General features: G+C 36.6%; 18 protein-coding genes and 1 pseudogene. 6 read left to right on the plus strand and 13 right to left on the minus strand.

Annotated features, from left to right (window positions below; genetic code table 11):
- The 4 genes from H6G25_RS11615 to H6G25_RS11630 form a co-directional block, all read right to left on the minus strand.
- On the minus strand, window positions 1-523 hold a 523-nt coding region (locus H6G25_RS11615; protein WP_190392618.1), incomplete at its 3' end, for an ISAs1 family transposase.
- 292 nt (window positions 524-815) lie between these two features.
- Complete coding sequence (locus tag H6G25_RS11620; protein ID WP_190392619.1) at window positions 816-2510, minus strand: tetratricopeptide repeat protein; 1695 nt, start codon at window positions 2508-2510, stop codon at window positions 816-818.
- Complete coding sequence (locus H6G25_RS11625; protein ID WP_190392620.1) at window positions 2470-3813, minus strand: P-loop NTPase fold protein; 1344 nt, start codon at window positions 3811-3813, stop codon at window positions 2470-2472. Before H6G25_RS11625 ends, H6G25_RS11620 begins: the two co-directional genes overlap by 41 nt.
- A gap of 204 nt (window positions 3814-4017) precedes the next feature.
- On the minus strand, window positions 4018-6591 hold the full coding sequence (locus tag H6G25_RS11630; protein ID WP_190392621.1) for a M1 family metallopeptidase: 2574 nt from the start codon (window positions 6589-6591) through the stop codon (window positions 4018-4020).
- A 441-nt stretch (window positions 6592-7032) separates the two neighbouring features.
- On the opposite strand from H6G25_RS11630, the gene H6G25_RS11635 reads away from it, so the two are divergent.
- The 3 genes from H6G25_RS11635 (at window position 7033) to H6G25_RS11645 (ending at window position 10579) form a co-directional block, all read left to right on the plus strand.
- On the plus strand, window positions 7033-8679 hold the full coding sequence (locus tag H6G25_RS11635) for a DUF3352 domain-containing protein (RefSeq protein ID WP_190392622.1): 1647 nt from the start codon (window positions 7033-7035) through the stop codon (window positions 8677-8679).
- Between the two features lie 146 nt (window positions 8680-8825).
- The gene (locus H6G25_RS11640) at window positions 8826-9980 is read left to right on the plus strand and encodes an AAA family ATPase (RefSeq protein WP_190392623.1); all 1155 of its coding nucleotides are present in this window, start codon (window positions 8826-8828) and stop codon (window positions 9978-9980) included.
- Window positions 9977-10579, plus strand: a complete 603-nt coding sequence (locus H6G25_RS11645) for a DUF4276 family protein (protein ID WP_137906245.1) — start codon at window positions 9977-9979, stop codon at window positions 10577-10579. Before H6G25_RS11640 ends, H6G25_RS11645 begins: the two co-directional genes overlap by 4 nt.
- A 124-nt stretch (window positions 10580-10703) precedes the next feature.
- On the opposite strand, the gene H6G25_RS11650 is transcribed toward H6G25_RS11645, so the two are convergent.
- Window positions 10704-11912, minus strand: coding sequence for a NupC/NupG family nucleoside CNT transporter (locus H6G25_RS11650; RefSeq protein ID WP_190392708.1), 1209 nt, complete (start codon window positions 11910-11912; stop codon window positions 10704-10706).
- 42 nt (window positions 11913-11954) lie between these two features.
- A pseudogene (locus tag H6G25_RS21180) lies at window positions 11955-12101 on the minus strand (amidohydrolase); the annotation flags it as partial.
- A 652-nt stretch (window positions 12102-12753) separates the two neighbouring features.
- On the opposite strand from H6G25_RS21180, the gene H6G25_RS11655 reads away from it, so the two are divergent.
- The 3 genes from H6G25_RS11655 to H6G25_RS11665 all read left to right on the plus strand — a co-directional run bounded on the left by H6G25_RS11655 (window position 12754) and on the right by H6G25_RS11665 (window position 16203).
- Entirely contained in the window at window positions 12754-14523 is a 1770-nt protein-coding gene (locus H6G25_RS11655; RefSeq protein WP_190392624.1) for a hypothetical protein, read from the plus strand.
- Between the two features lie 408 nt (window positions 14524-14931).
- A complete protein-coding gene (locus H6G25_RS11660) occupies window positions 14932-15702 on the plus strand; it encodes an isochorismatase family cysteine hydrolase (RefSeq protein ID WP_190392625.1) in 771 nt (256 codons plus the stop codon).
- A 45-nt stretch (window positions 15703-15747) separates the two neighbouring features.
- Complete coding sequence (locus tag H6G25_RS11665) at window positions 15748-16203, plus strand: cupin domain-containing protein (RefSeq protein WP_190392626.1); 456 nt, start codon at window positions 15748-15750, stop codon at window positions 16201-16203.
- 159 nt (window positions 16204-16362) lie between these two features.
- On the opposite strand, the gene ssuD is transcribed toward H6G25_RS11665, so the two are convergent.
- The 7 genes from ssuD to H6G25_RS11700 form a co-directional block, all read right to left on the minus strand.
- Entirely contained in the window at window positions 16363-17532 is a 1170-nt protein-coding gene (gene ssuD / locus H6G25_RS11670) for an FMNH2-dependent alkanesulfonate monooxygenase (protein WP_190392627.1), read from the minus strand.
- 168 nt (window positions 17533-17700) lie between these two features.
- On the minus strand, window positions 17701-18501 hold the full coding sequence (ssuC, locus tag H6G25_RS11675) for an aliphatic sulfonate ABC transporter permease SsuC (RefSeq protein ID WP_190392709.1): 801 nt from the start codon (window positions 18499-18501) through the stop codon (window positions 17701-17703).
- A gap of 127 nt (window positions 18502-18628) precedes the next feature.
- A complete protein-coding gene (locus H6G25_RS11680) occupies window positions 18629-19672 on the minus strand; it encodes a sulfonate ABC transporter substrate-binding protein (RefSeq protein ID WP_190392628.1) in 1044 nt (347 codons plus the stop codon).
- A 49-nt stretch (window positions 19673-19721) separates the two neighbouring features.
- On the minus strand, window positions 19722-20585 hold the full coding sequence (locus tag H6G25_RS11685) for a TauD/TfdA family dioxygenase (protein ID WP_190392629.1): 864 nt from the start codon (window positions 20583-20585) through the stop codon (window positions 19722-19724).
- Between the two features lie 85 nt (window positions 20586-20670).
- Window positions 20671-21777 carry an aliphatic sulfonate ABC transporter substrate-binding protein gene (locus H6G25_RS11690; RefSeq protein ID WP_190392630.1) on the minus strand — a complete coding sequence of 369 codons (1107 nt, stop codon included), beginning with the start codon at window positions 21775-21777 and terminating at the stop codon, window positions 20671-20673.
- A gap of 498 nt (window positions 21778-22275) precedes the next feature.
- Window positions 22276-23091, minus strand: a complete 816-nt coding sequence (locus H6G25_RS11695) for an ATP-binding cassette domain-containing protein (RefSeq protein ID WP_190392631.1) — start codon at window positions 23089-23091, stop codon at window positions 22276-22278.
- A gap of 481 nt (window positions 23092-23572) precedes the next feature.
- A complete protein-coding gene (locus tag H6G25_RS11700) occupies window positions 23573-24394 on the minus strand; it encodes an NADPH-dependent oxidoreductase (protein ID WP_190392632.1) in 822 nt (273 codons plus the stop codon).
- Window positions 24395-24838: the final 444 nt, after the last annotated feature.

Here is a 24838-nt window from a genome sequence, read left to right on the forward strand (position 1 = left end):
AAGTAAAAACCTTATTAGATAAATCGCAATTCTCTATCATAGAGCGGACTACAGCACTTTCTGACTTTTTTTTATTCTCCTGAATTTCTACCTTAATTATTAACTTTGTTTCTTGGCTAAACCAAGATACCACATTTAACATATTCTGGGATTTTTCCTCATAATCAGTCAGAGTGTTTTTTAAACTCTTCCCGTCAATAGCAATCCAATCTTCCTGAGATTTTGGCGAATAATAATTGTTAATTATTGATGTAAGTATTGACTGTATATCTATAATATTTATTCCGAGCATTACTCTTCTTATTGTACTATAAGACGGGAGCGTTTTTGAGGTTATAGACAACATTTCAATCAGCTTTTCCTCTTCAGCTTTGCAAAAAGATGTAATTTGCTTATAACTAACATTTCCTGTTAATAAGGCTAAAATAATAATAGTAAGGACTACCCATAACTCATGCCTTCTTCCTTGAGATTGGCGGAAATCCTTGACTTCTTTGAGTTTTACGATTAAGCTATTTAACATAATTGAAAAATTGAAACATTAGTGATCTCTTTTTGATTTTATCAAGAAAAGATCACTATTCTTTTCTTCTTTACCTCGGAGAATGAAAACCCCCTGCTTAATAAGGGGAGGGTTAGGGAGGGGTCAAAAATATTTGATACATTAATCATGACTTTTCAAACACCCTCCAAGATTAATAATTCCTAATCCTCATGAAGGAGATATTAGCAAAAGCTTACTAGCAAAAATATTAAAACAGGCTCAAATTAGTAGAGATGAATGGGAAGCACTTTAAAAAGTTGTTGCTATTCCATCAATCTGGTAATCTCTCTAAATTCTCCCTCGCAATATTTCCCCAATATTCATCTTTATATTCAATATATATCTCTAAGGCTTTTTGTAAATTTGTTCTAGCTTCTGTATAATCTTCCTGTGCTTCTGCTAGAGTGCCTAAACAGTGGTAAGTTAAGGCTTGAGAATAGCGATCGCCAAATTCGATTTTGATAGCTAAAGCTTTTTGATAAAAGTCCCGTGCTTGGTCATATTCTCGCATTTCTTCGGCTACTCTTCCCAAATTGTGGTAGGTTCTAGCTTGAGAATATCTATCCCCAAATTCGATACAGATAGATAAAGCTTGTTGATAAAAGTCCAGTGCTTGGGCATATTCTCGCATTTCTTGGGCTACCATTCCCAAATTGTGGTAAGTTGAGGCTTGAGAATATCTATCCCCAAATTCGATAAAGATAGATAAAGCTTGTTGATAAAAGTCCCGTGCTTGGGCATATTCCCGCATTTCTTGGACTACTATTCCCAAATTGTGGTAAGTTGAGGCTTGAGAATATCTATCCCCAAATTCGATTTTGATAGCTAAAGCTTGTTGATAAAAGTCCAGTGCTTGGGCATATTCCCGCATTTGTTGGACTACTATTCCCAAATTGTGGTAGGTTCTACCTTGATGATCATGATCATCTAACTCTTGATCAATTTCTAAACACTGTTGATAATATATTCTAGCTTCTAAAAATTGCCGTAAATTCAAATAAGCATTACCTAATTTAAACAAAGCATAACTTTCACCATTACGGTTATTTAATTTCCGCGCAATATCTAAACCCTGTTGATAATAATCAATCGCTGTTTCAAACTTCCTTTCCTCAGCAAAAGCATCACCAATTTTATTCAAAACCTGAAGTTGAAAATTAACATCTGCTAATTTTTCCGCAATTTGTAAAGCTTCTGCTAAATATTCCCTCGCTGTTTTCGGTTGATGTTGACTAATATAAGCTGTTCCCAACTCCAATAAAATATTGCTATACCTGCGTAAATTACCATCATTCGTTTGCTCACCAGTAGGCTTATATTCCATCAATAAACTTTGTAAAATCTCAATTCTTTCTTGCTTTTCCTGTGGTTCTACTCTATCAATTTCTATATTAGATTCTAAAGTTTGAGTAATCGCATTTTCTCTAGTTTTTTCTAAAGTTTTAAATCTAAATACACCAGAACGCCAAGCCCAAAAATCAGGGGCAAATTTAGCTAAACGGTTAATAGCGTAATCTGGTAAAATAAATAATATAGGATAAGGAACGGTTTTTTTATAAGCGTCCCTGACAAAATTCAAATCTTGTAAAAGGGGTGGATATTCACCAAACACACCAATAGATTTTTCTAAACCTTGAATAATTAATACTAACTTTTTATTTGCTTCTTGCTCAATTTTTGCTAATTCCTGAATAATAGCATCACGTAAAAAGCGCAAATTAGGATCAGCAAATTTGAGAATTACAAATTGAATTTCCTCACATGGGGAATTTGTTTTTAATGCCTCAATTAATAACTCTCCATGAGGAGGGAAATTAATCTCAATAAATCCCAAAGTAAACTTTTCCGAAAAATCTATAAATGTCAATAATTCCGCCAAAATATCTTGATTTAGAGCGATAAATTGCCCCAATTCGGCGTTAAAATCATGTTGTAATTTCTGCCAGTGCTTTTCGGAATAATTCATTTTGCATCACCACTGGGTTAGGATAATTCCATCGGTTATCGCCATTGTATTCTAAAACAGAAGTATTAAACAGCATTAACTGTCCATTATCATCTTTACTGACATCTTTATTCAGATAAACTTGCGCTAACAATTGATAATGGTCATTGGGAATAAACCTTTCAAAACTAAATTGTTGTTGTTTTATAGCATAAATCACATCTTCTGCTAAAATTTTAGGATGCTTCTTCGTGCTTGCTGTGAGACAAGCTGACCTCATCATTTGCATTAGTTGACGCACATGACCACCACTGGCTTGAGCTAATTCTAGCAATTCCTGACGGGAATTAAACACAGCATCAACATCTACTCGTTTTTCAATTAAACTTGCTATGGCATCTAATCCAATTTGATTATAGTTTAAATCACGCCCATTCCGATCAAATTGGTATATATTCACCATTGACACAATGTGAGGATTACCATTAAACTGAGCTAGGGGATTTTTCGGCGAACACAAAACAGAAATAGGAACTGTATAAATAATTGTACAATGCAGTTCTTGTAGTTGGGTTGCGTATTCAAAAAATAAATGATCTGCAACTTGAGGAGGAGTGCGATCTAAGTTATCAAAAATAATTAAGAAGCCTTTATAGTTTGGATATTTTTTTCTTAATTTATTAGAAGCGTCATCTAACAATAGGTTGATATCTGCCTTGAGTCGAGAAATATCTTTTTCTAAAGTTTGGCGAATTGTCGTTTTTTGTGTATAAGAACCTTTGATTTGTGCCAATAACTTGACCATTAATTTTGCAATAAATGGCGCACCACCTTCTAAACTGGCTTCTGCTTCTACACTGACAGATTTTTCTACACTTTCTTCATTTTCTTTGATAATTTCCTTAAACCAATTCTCAAAACTATTTAATAATTTTTTATCAAACTTTAACCCTAATTTTCGCAAAGTAAATTCAACTTGTTTAATGACAATTAAATATAAATCTGTATAGTTAGCATCATTAATATCTGTTTCTTCATTTACTTCTAAATAAATTACATGATAGTTTTGTTCCCATTGACTTTGAATCTTTTTTAATTCTGTACTTTTGCCTGAACCTTGATGTCCAGTAAATAAAATAGTGGTATAATCTCCAGATTCTTGAAAGTCTAAAATTGTGCTTACACCCTCAACGGCTGAAGATTTACGTACTGCTGATAAATCAACATAGTATTGTTCTATTTGTTCACCGTCTAATGGTCCTAAAGTGCAAGCATTATAAGCAGATTTTAGAGTATTAGCACGTGGAAAGTTAGATTGATTCATAGATAAAGTAATATATTTAGGAATCTCAAGGAGTCAAGTTTAATTTTAGTTGATTCCTTGCCATTTTCGTGATCCTGATTAAGAAAAAGAAAGTTACACCACTTAAAGTAATAACTACCTAACCACAATTATAGCGGGCAGGATGCCCGCACCACAAGATTTAGCCACGTCAGGATTGTAGAATTTAGCTGGGTAACAGCTTATTTACTTTGATTTGGCTTCTAGATTTTCCAAACGGCTTTTCAATTCCTGATTTTGCTGTTTGATTTGATCTAGTTCCTCACGTAATTGCTTCAGGGTTTTGTCTGTGCCAATATTCTTTTGTACTTTGGCTATTTCTTCTTCAGCGTAGCGACGGACGCGCCCATCTGCGGTTTGATTCGCTAAAGATTGCAAAATTGCGATCGCTTTTGGGGTTTCCATTTGTCCCAAAGCTGTTAAAACTGCTACCTGAGTTAAAAAGAATGTTTCCCTGGCGATTTCCGATAATCGATCTAAAATCCTGTCTATATTAGCAGGAGTTTGGCCAGTGGAAATTTTCCCGACAGCGCGAATTGCGGAGAGCCGTAAGGGTTGTGGTACACCTATTTTTGTGTATTCTAGTATTAAATTTAAAGCTGCTTCCGAGGCTTTAAATTCAGCTAAACCAGCTATAGCTCCACTACGAACTACTTCATTCCAACCCGCTCTTTCCTCTAATACAGATTTTAGCAGTTTAATTACTTTATCTTCATGGGGTTTATCTTCTAAATGCGCCGCTGCTATAGCCCCAACAGTTCTACAAGCGGCAGCTTCTACATAATAGCTTTCATCCCCATTCTGGACAAAACCCTTTACAGCCTTATAGCTATTATGAGTTTTTATTTGTGATAAAGCACTAATCACGGCTCGACGCACAAAAGGACTAGGATCATTTAAGCCAACTACCAAACCATCAAAGGCTTGATCTAATTGAATTTCTGCTAATTGTTTAGCAGCTTCAACACGCACACCCCAGAATGGATCATTTTTCAAAGCAGAGGATAGGGCTTGAGTTGCTTCCAATCCGCCTTTTTTCGCTAAAGCTTCTGCTGCATAAATGCGAGAAATGGGGTGGGGATCAAATTCTAACTGAGCTTTCAATTCAGAAATCGGGTATTCTAAAGTAACGGTTTTTAAGTAATTATTCCCCACATCAAAACTAATAAAATCGGGTTTTTCTGTTAAAGGAAAGTAAAAACTTTGTTCTTTGTCATGTACCCGCACGGTAAAAGTTGTTAGCTGTGGATTTTCCTTATATCCAAAACCAATGGGAATTTTGAGATTAAATAAATCCTTACTTTCGGCTTTAGCTTGGGTTTGGGTGACTGTCACCTTCGCCAAATTTGCATCACTATCCCAAGAATAAGCTAGTTTAAAGTCAGGATGACCACCACGAAAGACATATTGATCAAAAAGGAAAGCCAAATTCCTTCCAGTGGCTTTTTCAATGGCTCTTAATAAATCTATAGTTTCCACAGTGCGGTGAGCATTGTCCTGGACAAAAGTTTGGATAGCTGGCCAAAATAACTCATCTCCCAATTCTGCCCGAATCATGTGATAAACACAAGATCCTTTTTCATAAATATGGCGGTCATAAAGTTCGATCGCTTCTCGGTAAACATGAGTTACCATTGGCCTACGGTAGCGACTGCTATCCTCATTAAGATAACTTCGCGCTTCCGATAAGCGGTAATATGCGGCTTCTTGAGAACCATATTCCTGTTCTGTCCACATTACCTCAGAATAAGAAGCCATACCTTCCTTAATCCAAGCGTGAGACCAATGTTTAATGACTACCAAATCTCCAAACCATTGGTGTGCGAGTTCGTGAACGACTAAAGTTTCAGTATTGCGGTTGTCTAATATAGCTCGTTCGTCTAGTAAGCATCTGTCAGTTAATAGAGTGGTGGAAGTATTTTCCATTCCTCCAAAAATAAAGTCATCTACACAAACTTGAGCATATTTGGGGAAAGGGTAAGGATAACCATACTTTTCGCTTAAAAACTCAATCATTTGGGGAGTTTTACCCATGCTGCGTCGAGCGTCTACAACTCGTCCCTTTTCGACGTAATAGGTAACTGGTTTATTATGCCACTCATCCCGGATTTCCGCAAAGTCACCAACAGCTAAAGTCATTAAGTAAGTAGGATGAACTTGTTGTTGTGACCAATGGTAGCTGTTATGTTTTCCTTCTTCTACCGTGTCAATTAGTTCCCCGTTGGAGATAGCAACCAAGGGTTTAGGAACACAAACGCGAATTTCCGAAGTTGATAACTGTCCTGGGTAGTCGAAACAAGGAAACCAGTAGCGAGAGTCTTCGTCTTCTCCTTGAGTCCAGACTTGGGTGGGTTTGTCGGGGTAGTGTTTGTCTGGTTGAATAAAGTAAATTCCCCGCTGGGGTTTTTCAGCACAGTAATTAATCGCAATTAACAGACGAAAACCGATTTTTGTGGGTTGTGATAGGTAAATACAGAGCTTTTCCCCATCATATTCAAAATTTTGCTCAACTTCATCTACTTGTACCGATTTAATCTGGAGATTGACAGCATCCAAAGTTAATCTATCAATACCATTACGGACTGGTAATAAGCGGATACTACAAGTTCCGTAGCATCTTTGGTTGGGGATATCCAAACTTAGATCCAAAAAAATATGTTCTACCTGTCCGGGTCGGTCAGGGTTATAGTGTGGTTTTGCTCCTGGTAACTCAAACCGTTTGTGTCCGGTTTTTTCGATATCAAAATGAAACTGCGACATTGATTATTACTAGCCTTATAGTCCTGAACCGTCTAGAGGAATGTGAGTTGTTGCTAAAGCAATAAGATATCATTTGCGGATTCAATTCTAACCATAGAGGAGTATTATTTAAAGCTAATTGCAATTTATTGGTGAGCATAAACTCCAGATTTTATCAGTAAATACAGTTAAATTAACGGAAATTAGGGATAAAAAATGGTCAAAGCTGGAACAACCATAAGTTAAAGTTTTTCTACCACTTGATTGTAAACTGTGTTTATAATCGGAGTGTATTTAACTCTTTTATACTCAATATCCCATATCTGCTGATATTCACTCAACCGACAAAAATCTGAAAATATATTTGATTTCCATCTGTTCTGGATTAGAGGAATCTCCACCCACCGATTAGTATTTCATATCATCTGTCACCAATTTCACTAAAATCAGGATAGTTCACCAATGTCTGACAAGAAATCATCGTTTTTAATTCCTGTAATTGGTACTGCTGTAATCTTAGCAGGGGGTATAGCAGCTTATATATATCTAAAGGGTAATACAGATAGCTCTATTCCTTTAGGCAGTGCTAAATTAGTACCCAAAACCGCATTAATGGCAACTTATATTGACACTAATCCTGAATCGTGGCATAAGTTGCAGCAATTTGGTACACCTGAAGCACAGAAATTAGTGACAAAAGGGTTACAGGATTTTAACCAACAAATATTGAATGATAGTAATATCTCTTACGAAGCAGATATCAAACCTTGGGTTGGTGGAGTAATGATTGCGGTACTACCACCAGATGAGAAAAAGACACCCTCTACTAACTTAGGCTTACCCGAACCAAATATTTTATTAGTAGTAGGTATTAAGGACAAAATAGCTGCGCTGAAGTTTGCTAATAAGTTAAAAGTAGCACAAAACATCACAGCTAAGGAATCAGACTATAAAGGTGAAAAAATTATCGAAAGCAAAGGTCAAGGTCAATCACAATATATAACCGTTTTGAATAACAACCACTTGCTGTTAACAGCAAATAAACAAACTGTAGAAAAAGCTATTGATACCTATAAAGGTGAACCTTCCTTTGCAAACAAAGAAGGTGCATCCGATCTTCTCAGTAAAGGTGTAGATGTTAAAAATAGTCTGGCTCAAATTTATGTCCCCGATTATGCCAACATGGTACAAAAATTAAATTCCCAGTCTAAACAATTACCGCCCCAAGCTCTGACACAAATTAAGCAAGTGAAATCATTAGTAGCAGGTGTGGGAGTAGATGATGCAGGACTGAGATTAAAAACAACTGTGAATTTAGATCCCCAACTGAATAAATTTGAATATCAAACTACTTCAGCAAAAATTGTGGGACAATTTCCTAGTGAAACCTTTGCTTTAGTTAGTGGAAAAGGTATTAGTAAAACTTGGCAAACTTTTGTGCAACAATCTCAAGATTATCCTGAATTAAATCAAGTAATTCACCAAGCTCGGACACAACTAAAAACCACACAAATTGATTTAGATAAAGATATTTTTGGGTGGATGAATGGAGAATTTGGCTTAGGTGCTGTAAAATCTAATCAAGGTTTATTAGCTCGTGTCGGTTTTGGAGGTGCATTAGTCTTAGATACAAGCGATCGCAAAACTGCTGAAGCCACCCTCACTAAACTTGATAATCTTGCTAAACAACAATCTCTCAATATTGCCCAAAAAAATATTGGTGGTAAAAACATTACAGAATGGCAAATTCCCCTACAAGGCGCTCTTGTTTCCCATGGTTGGTTAGATAATGATACCGTATTTATAGCTCTTGGCGAACCCATTGCAGAAACCCTAGCAAATCGTCAAGGTACAGCACTTGATCAGAGTGATACCTTCAAAACTGTCACAGGTTCTTTGCAAACACCCAATGGCGGTTATTTCTATTTAGATATGGACAAAACCACCGACATAATTAAGCATTTATCCGCCCAAAGTCAACTCCTAACTCCAGATACTACTGCTATCTTAACTTCTATTCGTGGCGTTGGTGTGACTGTGAATAGCCCTAGTAAATCAATCACTCAAATGGAGATGTTATTTTCTCTCAAACCTGGTAAAGGGAAGTAAAAATACCTTTTAAAAGGATCACAAAGGACAAATAAGCCTGAAAAACCTAACTCCCCACTCCCTGACACAGGGAAGGGAGATTTTAAAGTCCGGCTTCACTGGTCAGAGGATTGGCAGAAACTACCATTATTGGCAAGAGTTAGATTATGAACTCATTTGAACGGATAACTATTGAAGGATATCGTCGCTTGTTTAATGTACAAGTTGATATGCGTGATCGTCCTCTGACAGTCATGATTGGTGCTAATGGTGTGGGTAAAACTTCTTTGTTAGAAATTTTTTCACTTTTAGCAGCATCAGCAAATGCTCAATTAGCAAACAAAATTTCTGAATTGGGTGGACTAGCTGATATTGTTACCCGTGATAGAGCAAATAGTATAGCTATTTCTTTATCCATGAGCGTACCTGGGTATGCACCACTTGATTACCAACTGGAAGTTGCACTAAAAGGTTTGACCTATGAAATTGCACTAGAAACACTAACTCAACAAAATAACCGTCATGCTTTAGAGCCATTTAAACACATTGATTCTCGTGGGCTGGATGTAAAATATTTTAATACAGAAGATAGAGCATTATTACGTCCAAATTGGGATCATAATCCCTTGGAAACTTCTCTTGCTCAAGTTCCCAAAATGTATCAAGAACCTGAGAATCTACGTAAAAGATTAGCATCATGTACATTTTACGGTGCATTGAATGTTGCTCCTAAAAGTCCAGTTCGTTTACCACAATCAATGCGTCCAGCCACATTACCTGGTGCTAATGGAGAAGATTTAGTTTCCTGTCTTTATTATTTACGAGAAACTGACCCAGAACGATTTGAAATTATTGAAGATACTCTAACTGCTGCTTTTCCAGATTTTGAAAGATTGGGTTTTCCTCCCGTAGCAGCGGGAACTATCACAATGACATGGAAAGATAAGAATTTTTCTAAACCTATTTATATGCACCAATTATCAGAGGGAACTTTGCGGTTTATTTGGTTAATAACATTATTGCAAAGTCCAGGTTTAACTGCTGTTACTCTTATAGATGAACCAGAAGTTAGTTTACACCCAGAATTATTAAGATTACTGGCTGATATGATGCGGGAAGCATCACAAAAAACTCAGCTAATTGTGGCCACTCATTCCGATAGATTAATTAGATTTTTGAACCCTGAAGAAGTGTTAGTTTGTGATGCTGAAGATGGTCTAACTACTATGAGATGGGGTGATAGTTTTAATTTAGAACATTGGCTAGAAGAATATAGTTTAGATCAAGTTTGGGCAATGAATTTAATGGGAGGTCGTCCATGAAAATAGCAATTTTAGTTGAGGGTGCAACGGAAACAGCATTTAAGCAAGTTTTATTAGGTTTTCTCATATTACGGTTACAAAAAATACCCAAACTCAAGTTTATTCCCCATGATGGACGCATTCCCAAAGGAGATAAACTCAAGCGTATTGTAGAAAACTTGTTGGTTAAAGATGATTTTGATGCGGTAATTGCTTTAACTGATGTTTATACAGGAACTAATGATTTTCAAGATGGGGCAGATGCTAAAGCAAAAATGAGAGAATGGGTAGGGAATAATCCTAATTTTTATCCTCATGTAGCCCAGTATGATTTTGAAGCTTGGTTATTACCTTATTGGTCAAGAATTAAGGATTTAGCAAAATCTAACAAGTCATCACCAGCAGGTTTACCAGAAAAGGTAAATCATGGAAATCCACCATCTTATAGAATTAAAGAAATATTTGAAACAGGTAAATGCAAACGCAGTTACAATAAAATTCGTGATGCTGCGAGAATTTTAAAAGGGCAAGATTTGATGGTTTCCATTAATCAATGTCCTGAATTAAAGGCGTTTATTAATACTATTCTTGAGTTATGTAAGGTTGATTTAATTCCATAAATCAGAAAATAATATTATTAAATAAACAAGACCAACAAGTTTTTATTGAACCATGACTTAACCCACATCAACCCAATTTAAAATTAAGAAATGCTGCTAAAATCTATCAGTAATTTTATTCTGATTAAATCAACATTCCCGCAATTCCAGCAGTAATAAAACCTGCCAATAATCCGCCAATCATTGTTTTTACACCCATACGTGCTAAATCTTTTTGACGGTTTGGTGCGATTCCTGTCATCCCACCAATGGTAATTCCTATTGAGCCAATATTAGCAAAATTACATAAGGCATAAGTAGCAATAATTATTGAACGTTGAGAAATTTCCTGTTTTTTAATCAGTTCTCCCAAATCCAAATAGGCGATAAATTCATTTAAAATCGTCTTTTTACCTAATAATACCCCAACTTGTCCACAGTCAGCCCAAGTTATCCCCATTAACCAGGCTACAGGAAACATAATAAAAGACAACATCCATTCTAGTGATAATTGCGGATAACCAGATAATTGTCCCAACCAACCTAAACCAGCATTAATAGCGGCCAATAGACTTAAAAAAGCAATAATTATTACTCCCACATTCACCGCTAATTTTATGCCGTCAATTGCTCCAGAAGTCGCTGCGTCAATCACATTAACATAATTACTTTTGATATCTATATTAACTTTTCCAGTAGTGTCCGAAACTTCTGTTTCTGGATACATAATTTTTGATACTATCATAGAAACAGGAGAAGTCATAAAAAAAGCTGCAATTAAATGTTCTGGGGGAATGCCAAAAGATAAATAAGCACCTAGTACCCCACCAGCAATAGTAGCAAAACCACCAGTCATAACGGCGTGCAATTCGGATTGAGTCATATTTGCTACATAAGGTTTAACCATAAGTGCCGCTTCTGTAGGTCCTAAAAAAATATTTCCCGCACAAGACAAAGATTCAGAACCCGATGTTTTCATGGTTTTCATCATTACCCATGCTAAACTGTTAACAACTCTTTGCAAAATACCATAGTGGTAAAGAACACTAATAAATGATGAGAAAAAGATGATTGTTGGCAGAATTTGAAAAGCAAAAAAATGATCTTTGAAATTTTCACCAAAGACAAATTTTGCCCCAACATCAGAAAAAGCTAAAAAATTAGCAACCATATTTCCTAAAGATTTAAATAAATTCAAACCCCAAGGAGTTTTGAGAATTACTAAAGCTAAAACAAATTCTAATCCTAACCCCCAAACAACTGTCCGCCAACGCACAGCATTACGGTTAACAGAAAGGGCATAGGATATGGCAATAAAAATGCAGATTCCCAGGGCTGAAATAACACGCTCCATATTCGGTATTTTAATATTTTCGTGGACAAAATGTGGACAAGATTCAGATTGTTTACCAACGGTAGGAGAACCTAATTTAGTTTCTATATTTAAACCTTTTGCACCTCCTAAAAATGCCATTTCTATAGCTTGACGAGGTGTAATTTAGTTTTGATAATCTGGTTCTGTAATATTATACAAAATCGTACCAAAAATGCGAAGCGTTTCCTAGTCTAATGAGGTACAAAATTATCTGTGTTCATCTGTGTTTATCTGAGTTTAATTCTAATAGGACTTACGCACAAGTCACGGAATAATGAACCACGTTCGCGGAGCGTCCCGTCAGGGATAGGAACGAAGAGAACGAAGAAAAGAGGGTTTGAGAGATATTTTGCGTAAGTCCTGTCTAACTTCTTGTACATCACTTGCCTTGTAATTGCTTTGATGTGTGTATAAATATTTATACATGAATCATCTACATATATTTATGGTAAAGAATAAATATAGTATACGTATACTATATTTATAGCTGTAGCCACTTCAATTTATTAAAATACTTAACATTAATTTACATTCATTTATTAGGAATTTTTTTATTAGTTGTGCTAGGCTGAACAACAGCAATTATTGCTAATAATTCTTAAATAGGAGAAGAGCTTTCTAGGAAATTAATTTTTAACTAGCCTTCTCCATTAGGTTTTTCACCCTACTGATCTTTGCCGTTTCAGCTAGGGTGTTAGGTTTTGCGGCATAGAGTTGTAAACTTAATTGATTATTTATATCAATTAAGTTATGGCTATTTGGCTTAAATTTACTGAATGTAATTCTCATTAATAGCAAACAAAAGGAGCTAATTAACGCTATGAGTTTTAATTTGAACTTAAACCCTGTAAGTGACTATGGCTTAATGCCAAATACCAATGAGTTGATGTTTTACGGTAATGGTAATGATTTAATTACTAGTTTCAGTAATACTCAAGCAACAATTTATGCTGGAGAAGGGAACAATATCATTAATAGTGCAGCAGGTAACGATATCATCTATGCTGGAGCGGGTCAAGACTTCATCAACGCCGGCAATGGTAATAACACCATTTTTACTGGTGGAGGTGTTAACAATGTTCTTACTGGTAATGGTAATGATACCATTTATGCTAGTGATAATAATGATATCATTTATACAGGTAATGGTAATGATATCATTTATACAGGTAATGGTAAGAACATTATTAATGCAGGTACGGGCAATGATCGGATTGTCCTGGGCAGTGGTCAAGATAAAATCATTCTTGAAGGTGGTAACGGCTCTGTCACGGTGTTTGGGTTTAATATCAACAGCGATAAGGTGAGTTTGGGAGAAAGCTTACTGGGCAAGTCATTACAATTTGTTACTCAAGGTTCAGATACCTTAGTCAAAACTGGTACTGATCTACTGGCGACTCTTAAGGGTGTAGCGACGAGTTCCCAAGCCTTGTTAGATAAAAGACCTCTCTATAGGTATAATGTTACTGATTTGGGTTCTTTAAGTACAAATACTAACGGTACAGTGGTAGCCGCCTCCATTAACGACTTTGGGCAAATTGCTGGGCGATATGATACTGGTGCAACGTTTATCAACCAGAACGCCACAACAAATGTTACTCAAACAAATAATGTCCGCCAAGGATTCATTTGGGAAAATGGCTCTCAAACTGCCTTGACTAATACAGGTATAAAAAACGGACAGTCTGATTTTGGTGCTGCTAATGGCGCAACTGTCACTTTGCTGACAACCAATGTTAATACAATTGGCAATTCTGGAATCATTTTGGGAACGGCAGACGAAGTGCGTCAACCCATACCTAAAGCAACAGATCGAGCATTAGTTTGGCAAAAGAATGGTAATAATTACAACTTAACTATCAATGACTTTGGTGGTCTTGAAAGTTACTTATTCGATGCGAACAACTTAAACCAGGTTGTGGGGCGTAATATCCTGTCCTCAGGTCAGGATAAAGCTATTTACTCAGAAAATGGACTGATCCAAGAACTGACAACTTTAGGAGGTGATGGTGGTACTGCACGCGGTATTAATAATAAGGGGCAGATAGTTGGCTACGTAGACAGCGATGGCACTCTCAATGATCAGTTTGTGAATACGGCCGTGATTTGGCAAAAAAATACTAGTGGTACTTATACAATGCAAAACCTGGGAACTTTTGGCGCAGAAAAAGCCACTTTACGGGATATCAATGATGCGGGTCATATCATTGGCTCAACCAGTAATGGTTCGGGAGCAACTGCAACGAGTGACGCATTTTTACTGAGAGACGGAAATTTCACAGACCTGGGTAGCCTTGGTGGTAACACTGGTTCAGCTAACGGAATCAATGAATTTGGACAAGTGATTGGAGCTTCCCAACTAGCTTCAGGTATAAACCATGCTTATGTTTGGAATGGCGGCGTGATGAGCGATTTGAATAATTTAATCACTACACCATTAACCTATAACGGTGCAACTGTCACCCTGAATAATGCTGTTAGCATTAATAATTTTGGGGATATTGTTGCAACTGGTACTTATACTTATACTAATAGTACGGGGCAAGCTCAAACGGGAACTCGTTCCTATTTACTGAAGGCGACTTGGTAAAGGATAGGTCATAATTGATTCAGTGAGGTCATAAAATACCTCACTGACCACTTCCTGAAACTTGTGATATTTTTATATTTAGGGCTTGCTGATAGCCTGCGTGGCGTAGCCATAAAAGTTGTCTGTGAGAGCAGGGAACAGGGAACAGGGAACAGGGAACAGTTTTAACTGCTGGATATCCTCAGTTTTCCAAATCCGACAAAGAAAAATGCACCTATTTTAAGACACCATTAGCCAAAACCTGGCACTTTTTTGTGGTAAAAATCCGTAAAACGCTTACTAATAAATGGTTTGAGCTTTATTCAGCCAGCCCTATTTATAATTTTTTTCTGTAGGTTTACCCGCCAGACGCAAGATATGAGTTAACCTAATTTGCTATAAATTAAACAACAATAAGAACTGGCATTTATGAATCTACCCCTGCGGAAACTAGGATTTTTACCAAATGCTTGGCAAGTAAATCAAACATTTGCAGATATTACCCGTCCCGAAAAGACCCCACAACCAGTTATTTTAGCAACAGAAACTAAAACTCTGCGCTGCGATTTATCCAAAGCTGCTATTATTGTCATTGATATGCAGAACGATTTTTGTCATCGTGATGGTTGGTTAGCACACATTGGTGTAGATGTCAGCCCTGCCCGGAAACCGATTGCACCTCTGCAACAATTATTACCACAAATTCGGGCTGCTGGTGTACCTGTAATTTGGTTAAATTGGGGAAATCGTCACGATTTATTGAATATCAGCGCCGGGTTACTGCACGTATACAACCCCACGGGGGAGGGTGTAGGATTAGGTGATGCTTTGCCCAGCAATGGTGCTAAGGTACTAATGAAGGGAAGTTGGTCTGCTGCGGTGGTGGCCGAATTGGAACAACTACCAGAAGATATCCAGGTTGATAAATATCGCATGAGTGGATTTTGGGATACTCCTTTAGATAGTATTTTACGAAATTTGGGTATAACTACAATATTGTTTGCTGGTGTAAATGCTGATCAATGTGTTTTATCAACTTTGTCTGATGCCAATTTTTTAGGATATGACTGTATTTTAGTTAAAGATTGTACTGCAACAACTTCACCGGAATATTGTTGGTTAGCAACTTTATATAATGTTCAACAATGTTTCGGTTTTGTCACTGATTCTTCGGCAATTTTGACAGCAATTAATAATTAATTCAACTGAGTGTAAAACACCAATTACCAATTACCAATTAAGAATATGTACACTACTCGTTGTGTAATTCCAGTCATTAAATCTCCTCAAGATTATCAAGCATATCGTATTAGTCCCCATGACTCTAACCGATTAGCAATTATCTTTGATTCCACAAGCGCTAATACTTCTTTAACTTGTTGTGTGGAAATTTTTGACGTGGGTGGAAAAACACCACCAAACCGTCATGAATGGGCGGTAGAAATGTTTTTTATTCTCAAAGGAGAAGGAATTGTAATTTGTGATGGTAAAAAGGTAAATATCAAGGCTGGGGATAGTTTGTTAGTTCCACCTACAGGGACTCATTTGATTAGAAATACTGGTAAAAATCGTCTTTACGCATTAACAATTATGGTTCCTAATGAGAATTTTTCAGAACTAATTCGCAGTGGGATTCCTGTAGAATTAGATGCTGAAGATATGACTGTTTTAGGAAGATTGGATTCTTTCAAATTTTTCTAGTATTTTTATAGTTTTGGGCGATTTGAGGGTGTAACAACAAAGGTTTTTGCTGATGTTTTGTTACACTCTCAAGTTTAATTTTTTAGATGAGAAGGACTACCCGCAATTGCTAAAATATAAGCCATCTGACAAAAACTTCTTGATTTAATTAATTTTTAACTAATCTACAGTTGCTACTGTTGTTTCTCTAAGTTGTTCTTGAAGCTGTTGAGGAAATTCCCGGTTAGCAACAATTTCACCGAAAGGACTTAATAATTGTGGTTCTACTGTTGGCAAATTATCTAAAGGTAATCGCGGGAAAAGCAATTCTGCTACTCGATAAGCTTCCTCTAAATGGGGATAACCGGAAAAGATAAAAGTATCAATTCCTAAATCTACATATTCCTGCATTCTTCTAGCAACAGTATCGGGATCACCTACTAATGCAGTTCCCGCACCACCCCGAACTAAACCAATTCCTGCCCATAAATTCGGGCTAATTTCTAATGCCTCCCGGCTACCATTATGTAATTCCTTCATGCGGTTTTGTCCAACTGAATCCATGCGCGAATAAGCTTGTTGGGATTTCTTAATAGCCTCATCATCTACATAACGAATCAAATCATTAGCCGCATCCCACGCTTGACTCTCAGTTTCTCTAACAATCACATGAAGACGAATCCCAAAGCTTAATGTTCTTCCTTGTGCTTCTGCTAAACGTTTTACAGAGGCAATTTTTTCTGCTACCTGTTGAGGTGGTTCACCCCAAGTTAAATAAACATCAACGTGCTTGGCAGCAATTACTTGAGCAATCGGAGAAGAACCACCAAACCACAAAGGTGGATAAGGTTTCTGGACATTAGGAAATAGGATTTTTCCATCTTTAATATTGAGATAATCACCTTCAAAGTTAGAAATTTCACCCCCAGCAATTTCTCGCCAAACTGTTAAAAATTCATCGGTTAATTGATAGCGATCATCATGATTAAGATGCAAACCATCACCAGCTAATTCAACAGGATCACCACCGGTCACGACATTAATTAATAATCGTCCGCCAGAAATTCTATCAAAAGTTGCTGCCATTCTTGCCGCTACTCCTGGTGACATCAAACCCGGACGGATTGCTACTAAAAATCGCATTTTTTTGGTGTACGTTACCAAAGTAGAAGCTAAAATCCAGGCATCTTCACAAGAACGACCTGTGGGTAATAAAGCCCCTGCAAACCCTAATTGATCAACCCCTTGGGCAATTTGTCGCCAATAATCAAAGTTAACTGACCTTCCACCTATAGCAGTACCTAGATAACGTCCATCACCATGTGTGGGAATAAACCAAAGAACTTGCATAATTCTTATTTAAGGGTAAAATTTTTAACCAAATTTTTCAAACAAAGATTACACTAAATCTATCGGAAAACCGTATTATTTAGGCAACACTTTAGAGCATTACACAAATGATTGGAAAAAAGCAATACTTTCACAAAAAATACTGTAACTCTATCGAGTATGAATAGATTAACCCTTCAAATAACTGGGATTCCATTGCAACCAATAATTTTCCAAAGCTCTAGCTACAACATCAGCTAACTTACCAAACATAGCATAGATTACAATGCTCAAAACCACAACATCAGTTTGCATAAATTCTCTTGCATTTGTTGCCATATAACCAATTCCAGAATCCGCAGCAATTGTTTCTGCCACAATCAGTGTTAACCACATAATCCCTAAAGAGAACCGCACACCCACTAAAATCGAAGACATTGCTCCTGGAAGAATAATTCGCCAGAATAAACCCCAAGTATTTAAACCGTAAATTTTACCCATTTCAATCAATCCGTGATCAACACTGCGAATCCCATGAAAAGTGTTTAAATAAATCGGAAACATTACACCCAAAGATACTAAAAATAATCTCGCTTCATCACCAATACCAAACCATAAAATTACCAGAGGAATTAATGCTAGGTTAGGAATATTTCGCAACATTTGCAGTGATGTATCTAGTAACTTTTCAGCAATGGGAGAAACACCATTAAGTAGACCTAAACTAAAACCAATACTTCCCCCAACTAAAAACCCAGATATTGCCCTGATGGCACTAATACCAATATTTCTGAAAAGTTCACCTGTCTGAGTTAATTTAACAGCAGCACTAACAACTGCTAAAGGTGCTGGTAATATTCTAATGGGAATAACCCCAACAGAAGACAAGAATTGCCAGAATATAATTATTGTTATGGGTACAAGCCAAGGTATGAATGATTGAAAATAGGGATTTTTGATAAACTTCAAATGGAACTTATTTTTTCTCATTGTATACTTTGATGAAAAATCAGGAGATGAAAAACCAGAAGAAGAAAGTTTCATAATGATTAACTGGTGATCAGGATGATTAGGGGCAAAGTTTAGCCGCCGAGGTAAGAATCAGAATAACTACAGGCTATTTCTTACTAATTCTTTGGGGTGTAATAGCTGCATACTGTTGAGAACTTAAAACCGACTCTTTAATGGCAACTTGTTTAGGAATAACTCCTTCCTTATAAAACAAATCCGCAATACGTTGTTGTTCAGCAACAAGAGATGAGTTAATTGGACGTAACCGGAAGGTACGTCTACGAACTACCACAGTTAAAAGTGCGGGATCAAGTTTTAGTTCAGGGGCAAGAATTTTCACAACTTCGTCAGGATTAGATTCTGCCCATTCTCCTAATTTATCTACCTCTTCTAAAACTATCCGCACAACTTCTGGATTTTCCACAGCAAAACTCCGTCTAGCCATATAAAATCCGCCTTGAGTAGCAATTCTGGAGGCATTTCTCAAAATACGAGCATTAGCAGTTTTTTGGACTACAGCAATAAAGGGGTCCCAAGCTACCCAAGCATCAATTTTCTTTTGAATAAAAGCATCACGGGCTTCTGCTGGAGTTAAACTAACTGCTTGAATATCACTATATTTCAAACCTGCTTCAGCCAAAGCCCTTAGTAGTAAATAATGTGATGCCGATCCTTTTTGGAAAACAACTTTTTTACCTTTAAGATCCTTAACAGTCTTAATAGGAGAATCTTTCTGGACAACAATAGCACTACCTTCACCACTACTAGGTTTACGTCCAGCAATATAAGCTAATTGAGCGCCAGCAGCTTGAGCAAAAATTGGTGGAGTTTCCCCCACAGAACCAATATCAACTTTGTTAGCATTCATGGCTTCCATTAGTTGTGGACCAGCAGGAAATGGAGACCATTCTACTTTGACACCTAAAGGCTCAAGACGCTTATCTACCACTCCTTTGATTTTGACAATATCTCCAGAAGTTTGATAAGCAAGTCTGACTACTTTTGTTTTAATTCCTGCTTTATTAGTTGTATTTTGGGCTTCAACTATATTAGTAGTAATGGGAGTAGAAATCAAAATCAAAGCCAGTGCTGATGTTGAATATTGAACTAATTTCTGTAAAACTGTGCGTCGTGGTAAGTTAAACTTCATGATTATGTCTCTTCACTAAATTTGAGTTCAAAATGTCTTACTACAAGACCTAAAATGGGCGACTACCCGCTAAACTAATTCGTTTTAAAACTCGACGTTGATGAGGATCAAAAGCTTGACGATAATGTAAGGTAGACTGATTATCCCAGTAAACAATATCCCCCACAGACCATTTATGTTGATAATAAAATTGAGGCTGATGCAGATGATTTCTTAACTGTTCAATTAACTCTTTACCCTCTTGGGGTTCTAAACCAACAACTTCAACCTCTGTAGCGTAGTCTAAATATAAAATCTTCTTGCCACTTTCTGGATGTGTTCTCACCAATGGATGAGGAAATACTGGACTAATCAGAGGAATAGTCTTATCTTCACGGTATTTTCTACGAGGTTCTCCTGGTTTATTTAAAAATGGGTTATAGGTAATTAACTGCAAGTTTGCAATTCGTTGTTTGGTGAATTTATCTAAACTTTCATAAGCTAAATTGAGATTTAACCAAGAAGTATCCCCACCAGCAGATGGTACTTCTAAAGCATAAAGTAGAGAACCGCTAGAAGGATAGGGAGTCCACTTATGATCAGAATGAAAAGATAATTCTCCCGTACCTGTGTAACCACCATCAACATTAGAAACAGGAATTATAACTGGTGTAACTCCTGGTTGAGAAGCCAAAACAGGAACATCATCTGGTGGGACAAATAATGAACCAAAGTTAAAACTAAAGTTTAAAAATTGCTCATCACTAAGATTTTGATTTTTGAAGATGAGAATATGATAATCTCTGAGAGCTTGTTTTAATTGCAAAATAACTTCAGGTATCACTTTCTGACTAGCATCTAGTCCAGTAATAACTGCTCCTAATGGAGCATCAAGAGGAGTAATTTGGAAGTTGGTTAAAGTAAGTGTGGGCATAGTTAAAAATCAAATCCGTTCCGGTTCAATAGTTTTTTAAAAATTAAAACTAATTTAAGTTTTATGCTCTTTTTTGTTAACGAAGCTACTTTTTAGTAAGCACCTCTTTGGGAGTAATTGCAGCATACTGTTGAGGGGTTAAAAATCCGTCTCTAACATTTACTTTTCTAGGTATAAGCCCTAAACTATACCATTTATCTGCAACTTGTTGTTGTTTCTTGATAACTTTTTCATTGATTGGTACTAATGCAAAATCATATTTGTTGTGCATTTTTTCTAGAGTTGGTGCATCAAGCTGAGTTGCACTAGTTAGTAACTGAGCAATTTGTTTGGGATGGTTTTTAGACCAGACTTGTGCTTTTTGTAATTCCTCTAGAAAAATTTTAATTACTTGAGGATTTTCTTGATAGAATTTGCGATTTGTAGAATAAAAGTTGTTAGTATCTCTTAGGCCATTACCACCATCTAATAGAACGCGACCCACTTTATTTTGTACATTTCTGGTGACAAATGGCTCCCAAATAAACCAAGCATCTACTTTACCTTGGCTAAAAGCAGCGTTAGCATCTGGAGGTGCTAAAAAAACTGAAGTTACATCAGTGAGTTTTAAGCGTTCTCTTTCTGCGGCTCTAACTGTAAGATAATGTCCGATAGATGCTTTTTGAAAGGCGATTTTTTTGCCTTTCAAATCCTTGAAACGTTTAGCTGGTGAATTGGGAGGAACTAAAAGTGAAACTGCTCTACCATCAGAGGAGTTAGCTGCTAAATATACAAGAGGAACTCCGGCCGCTTGAGAAAAAACTGGAGGTGATTCGGCTGTAGATGCAATATCAAGCCCACCTGCATTTAAAGCCTCTAATTGTTGGGGTCCAGCTGCAAATTCAGGCCATTCAACTTTATAGCCTAAAGCTCCTAGTCTTTTTTCTAAAGTACCTTGTTTTTCTAAAACGGCAAGGGCTGTAAGTTGTTTGGAACGAACTATTCTGACTACCTTTTTGCCTGAATTATTAGCAATCAGCTTACTACCTGTGTTAGTAGATGAAATTGCTTGCTGATGAATGGTATTTTGGGGTGTATTCCAAGTAAATACTGTGGCAGATAAGACTAAGCTGGAGCTAAAAGCGGAGAAAACAGAACGACGACTGATTCGTTGGTTTTTCCATGATTTCAATTTACTTTCCCAATTCAGCATTGTTAAATTTCTCTTCGGAATATTTTCTAGTTTTGTTAAATACTTAAGAAAGTGAGGTAGGAAAAATAATCTACCTCAACAGGGTGTGAAAAAATCTCAAATAACTGACAGCAAAGCTTGTTCACTCATGTAGAGAATATCAGTTATCAACCAGATACCAAGATTGTTTAAATCCTAAGATTAGGAAAGAGAAGTTGAGAAAAAAATGGGCATAGTGGAGCAGCCTGTAAGAATCGCTATTTAAGATAACATAATTACTTTTCTCAATTTTCATTTTCAACTAATGATCGACAATCATCTGTATCACCTACTCATTCTAAATAACCTCAGCAGGCGCATAGAGATTTCTGGGTATAAAATTCGTTGTTGATGATAGGATAAACGAGATGATAGGAATGGCTGACTAATTGCATACCTATCTGTACAGATTCGGCTTTTTTTGCACTTTCTATGCCGATAGTCATAATTCTTGCTCCAAATAGTTTCTAGTAATGGCATTTATGCAGATAGAGAACTCAACAAATAAGAAGATGAGGGACCAGATAAAAATTCTGTTGAGGGTGATTCTTGTTTACCCATTACTCTATCTAGGATTCCTTCTACAGTCTTGGCAAACTTTGCATCTCCTCTAGCCCGTGGACGTGGGAGATCAATTTCCACATTCATACTAATTTGACCATTTTCAATCAAAATTACTCTGTCTGCTAATACGACTGCCTCTTCTACGTCATGGGTAATTAACAATGCTGTAAATCCTTGCTCCTGCCACAAACTTTCTAGTAATTGCTGCATTTCAATCCTAGTCAGGGCATCTAATGCCCCCAAAGGTTCATCTAGTAGTAATAAGGAAGGTTTACTAGCCAAGGCTCTGGCTAAAGCTACCCGTTGCCGTTGTCCACCGGAAAGAACCGAAGGCCATTCATAAGCGCGGTCTTCTAATCCTACTGCACGCAGCACCTGTAAAGCCGTTTGCTTGGCATAAACTTTGGAATTAGCACCTATTAAACCTAACTCTACATTTGCTAAAACTCGTTGCCAAGGTAACAAACGGGCATCTTGAAACATCATGCGGACTGCTGGATTAATAGGTTTATCACTATATGTGCCGTTTAACAAAACATTACCATCACTAGGAGCATCCAGCCCAGCTACTAGACGCAACATTGTACTTTTACCACAGCCACTACGACCAACAATAGCCACAAATTCTCCCGGCTGAATTTCCAAATTAATTCCTTTCAAAACAGTTTTATTTCCGAAAGACTTATGTAGCCTTTCTAGAGTTAATTGCATTCCTTTTACTTTATTAGTCATGATCAAAATCTCTTCCTTTGGTTCACTGGTTATTGGAGTACATCTGTCAAATAAAAATAAGCAATGCTTGTGTAACATTTCTCTTAGCCGAAATATTGAGAAAATCAATATCAATATATTGATGATCCGGCTTAGAAAAATTTATAAGATGCACAGAAACCGCTCTCTTTTATTACCTTGAGTGTCTGTAAACAAAAAGCTCTAGTAAACAAGCATCTGGCATTACTACCAATATGCTTGTTGTGCCAATCTGTGTTTTGTGGGTATAATCAACCGTAAGTCGGTAGGAATACCGTAGCTTCATTCTAGTGTTGCACAAATAAATAAAAATTGCAAGCATTTCTGAGAATAAATTTGTCAAATTTTGTCAAATTTATTTATAGAAAAATCCCCACTTATGTATGAGGATTTATTCTATAAAATTATTCTTTAGAATTCTTTAACAAGTTTTGGAGATTTATATGCCTGTTACAAAAGTTAATTATCGTAATTGAAAACCCAAGTTATTCAGAATTTCCTTTAACCTGTGCCGACCAGATAAAGATTCAGCCGATGCTACTCTTTTACTAGAATGTTCTGACCAATCACCAGGAACGTTGATATGTTGTGAATTGTAAAAGTTCGTCATGACTTGGTTATATTCTGATATTCCTTGCTCCTGTTCTGTCAGGTTATATGTTTCCCTGTGCAATACTACAGACTGAGGTAGGCGTGGTTTAATTGCTACCTTAACAACTGGATCTGCATAACCTACACACAAACCAAAAATACCAATTACATGAGGTGGTAAATTCAAGATTTCGGCTACTTCTTCTGGTTTATTTCGCAATGCACCGATATACACCGTTCCTAAGCCCAGAGATTCTGCTGCTATCACCGCATTTTGTGCTGCTAAGGCGGCATCTATGGCCGCCATCAAAAACATTTCCAAATAATTTAAACCTTCATGAGGTAGTCCGCGACTTTCAGCGATGTGAGTTAGTCGGGCTAAGTCTGCTAACCATACTAAAAACAAAGGACTTTGGCGAATATGTGCTTGATTATTAGTAAGTTTTGATAACTCTTCTTTGCGATTTGCATCTTCAACGGCTACTACACTCCACGTTTGCAGATTGGAGGAAGTAGAAGCAGATTGAGCCGCCGCGATTAAAACTTCTAAGGTTCCTGGAGGTAAAACATCAGGTAAATAAGCACGAATTGAACGATGGGATAACAAAGTTTCTAAGGTGTCACTCCAGGGAATATCCCGATTAAGGTTACCGTTACCATAACGATGATTAAGTAATTCAGTTGCGTTAGTCATTCGATTTTAGATTTTAGATTTTAGATTTTGGATTGACCACACTAATAGATTTGTGGGACTGTTATCAAGGAATTGTTGGTAATAATTCATAATTCGATTTTAGATTTTAGATTTTGGATTTTGGATTTTGGATTGACCACACTAATAGATTTGTGGGACTGTTATCAAAGAATTGTTGGTAATAATTCATAATTCGATTTTAGATTTTAGATTTTAGATTTTGGATTGACCACACTAATAGATTTGTGGGACTGTTATCAAAGAATTGTTGGTAATAATTCATAATTCGATTTTAGATTTTAGATTTTGGATTTTGGATTGACCACACTAATAGATTTGTGGGACTGTTATCAAAGAATTGTTGGTAATAATTCATAATTCGTAGTTCGTAATTTTTATTGTCATTTATTGACAGGATTAAGGAATTTATTTGAATACAAAATA

It is taken from the genome of Dolichospermum sp. FACHB-1091 (genome assembly GCF_014697585.1).
In the GTDB taxonomy this organism is placed as follows: Bacteria; Cyanobacteriota; Cyanobacteriia; order Cyanobacteriales; family Nostocaceae; genus Dolichospermum.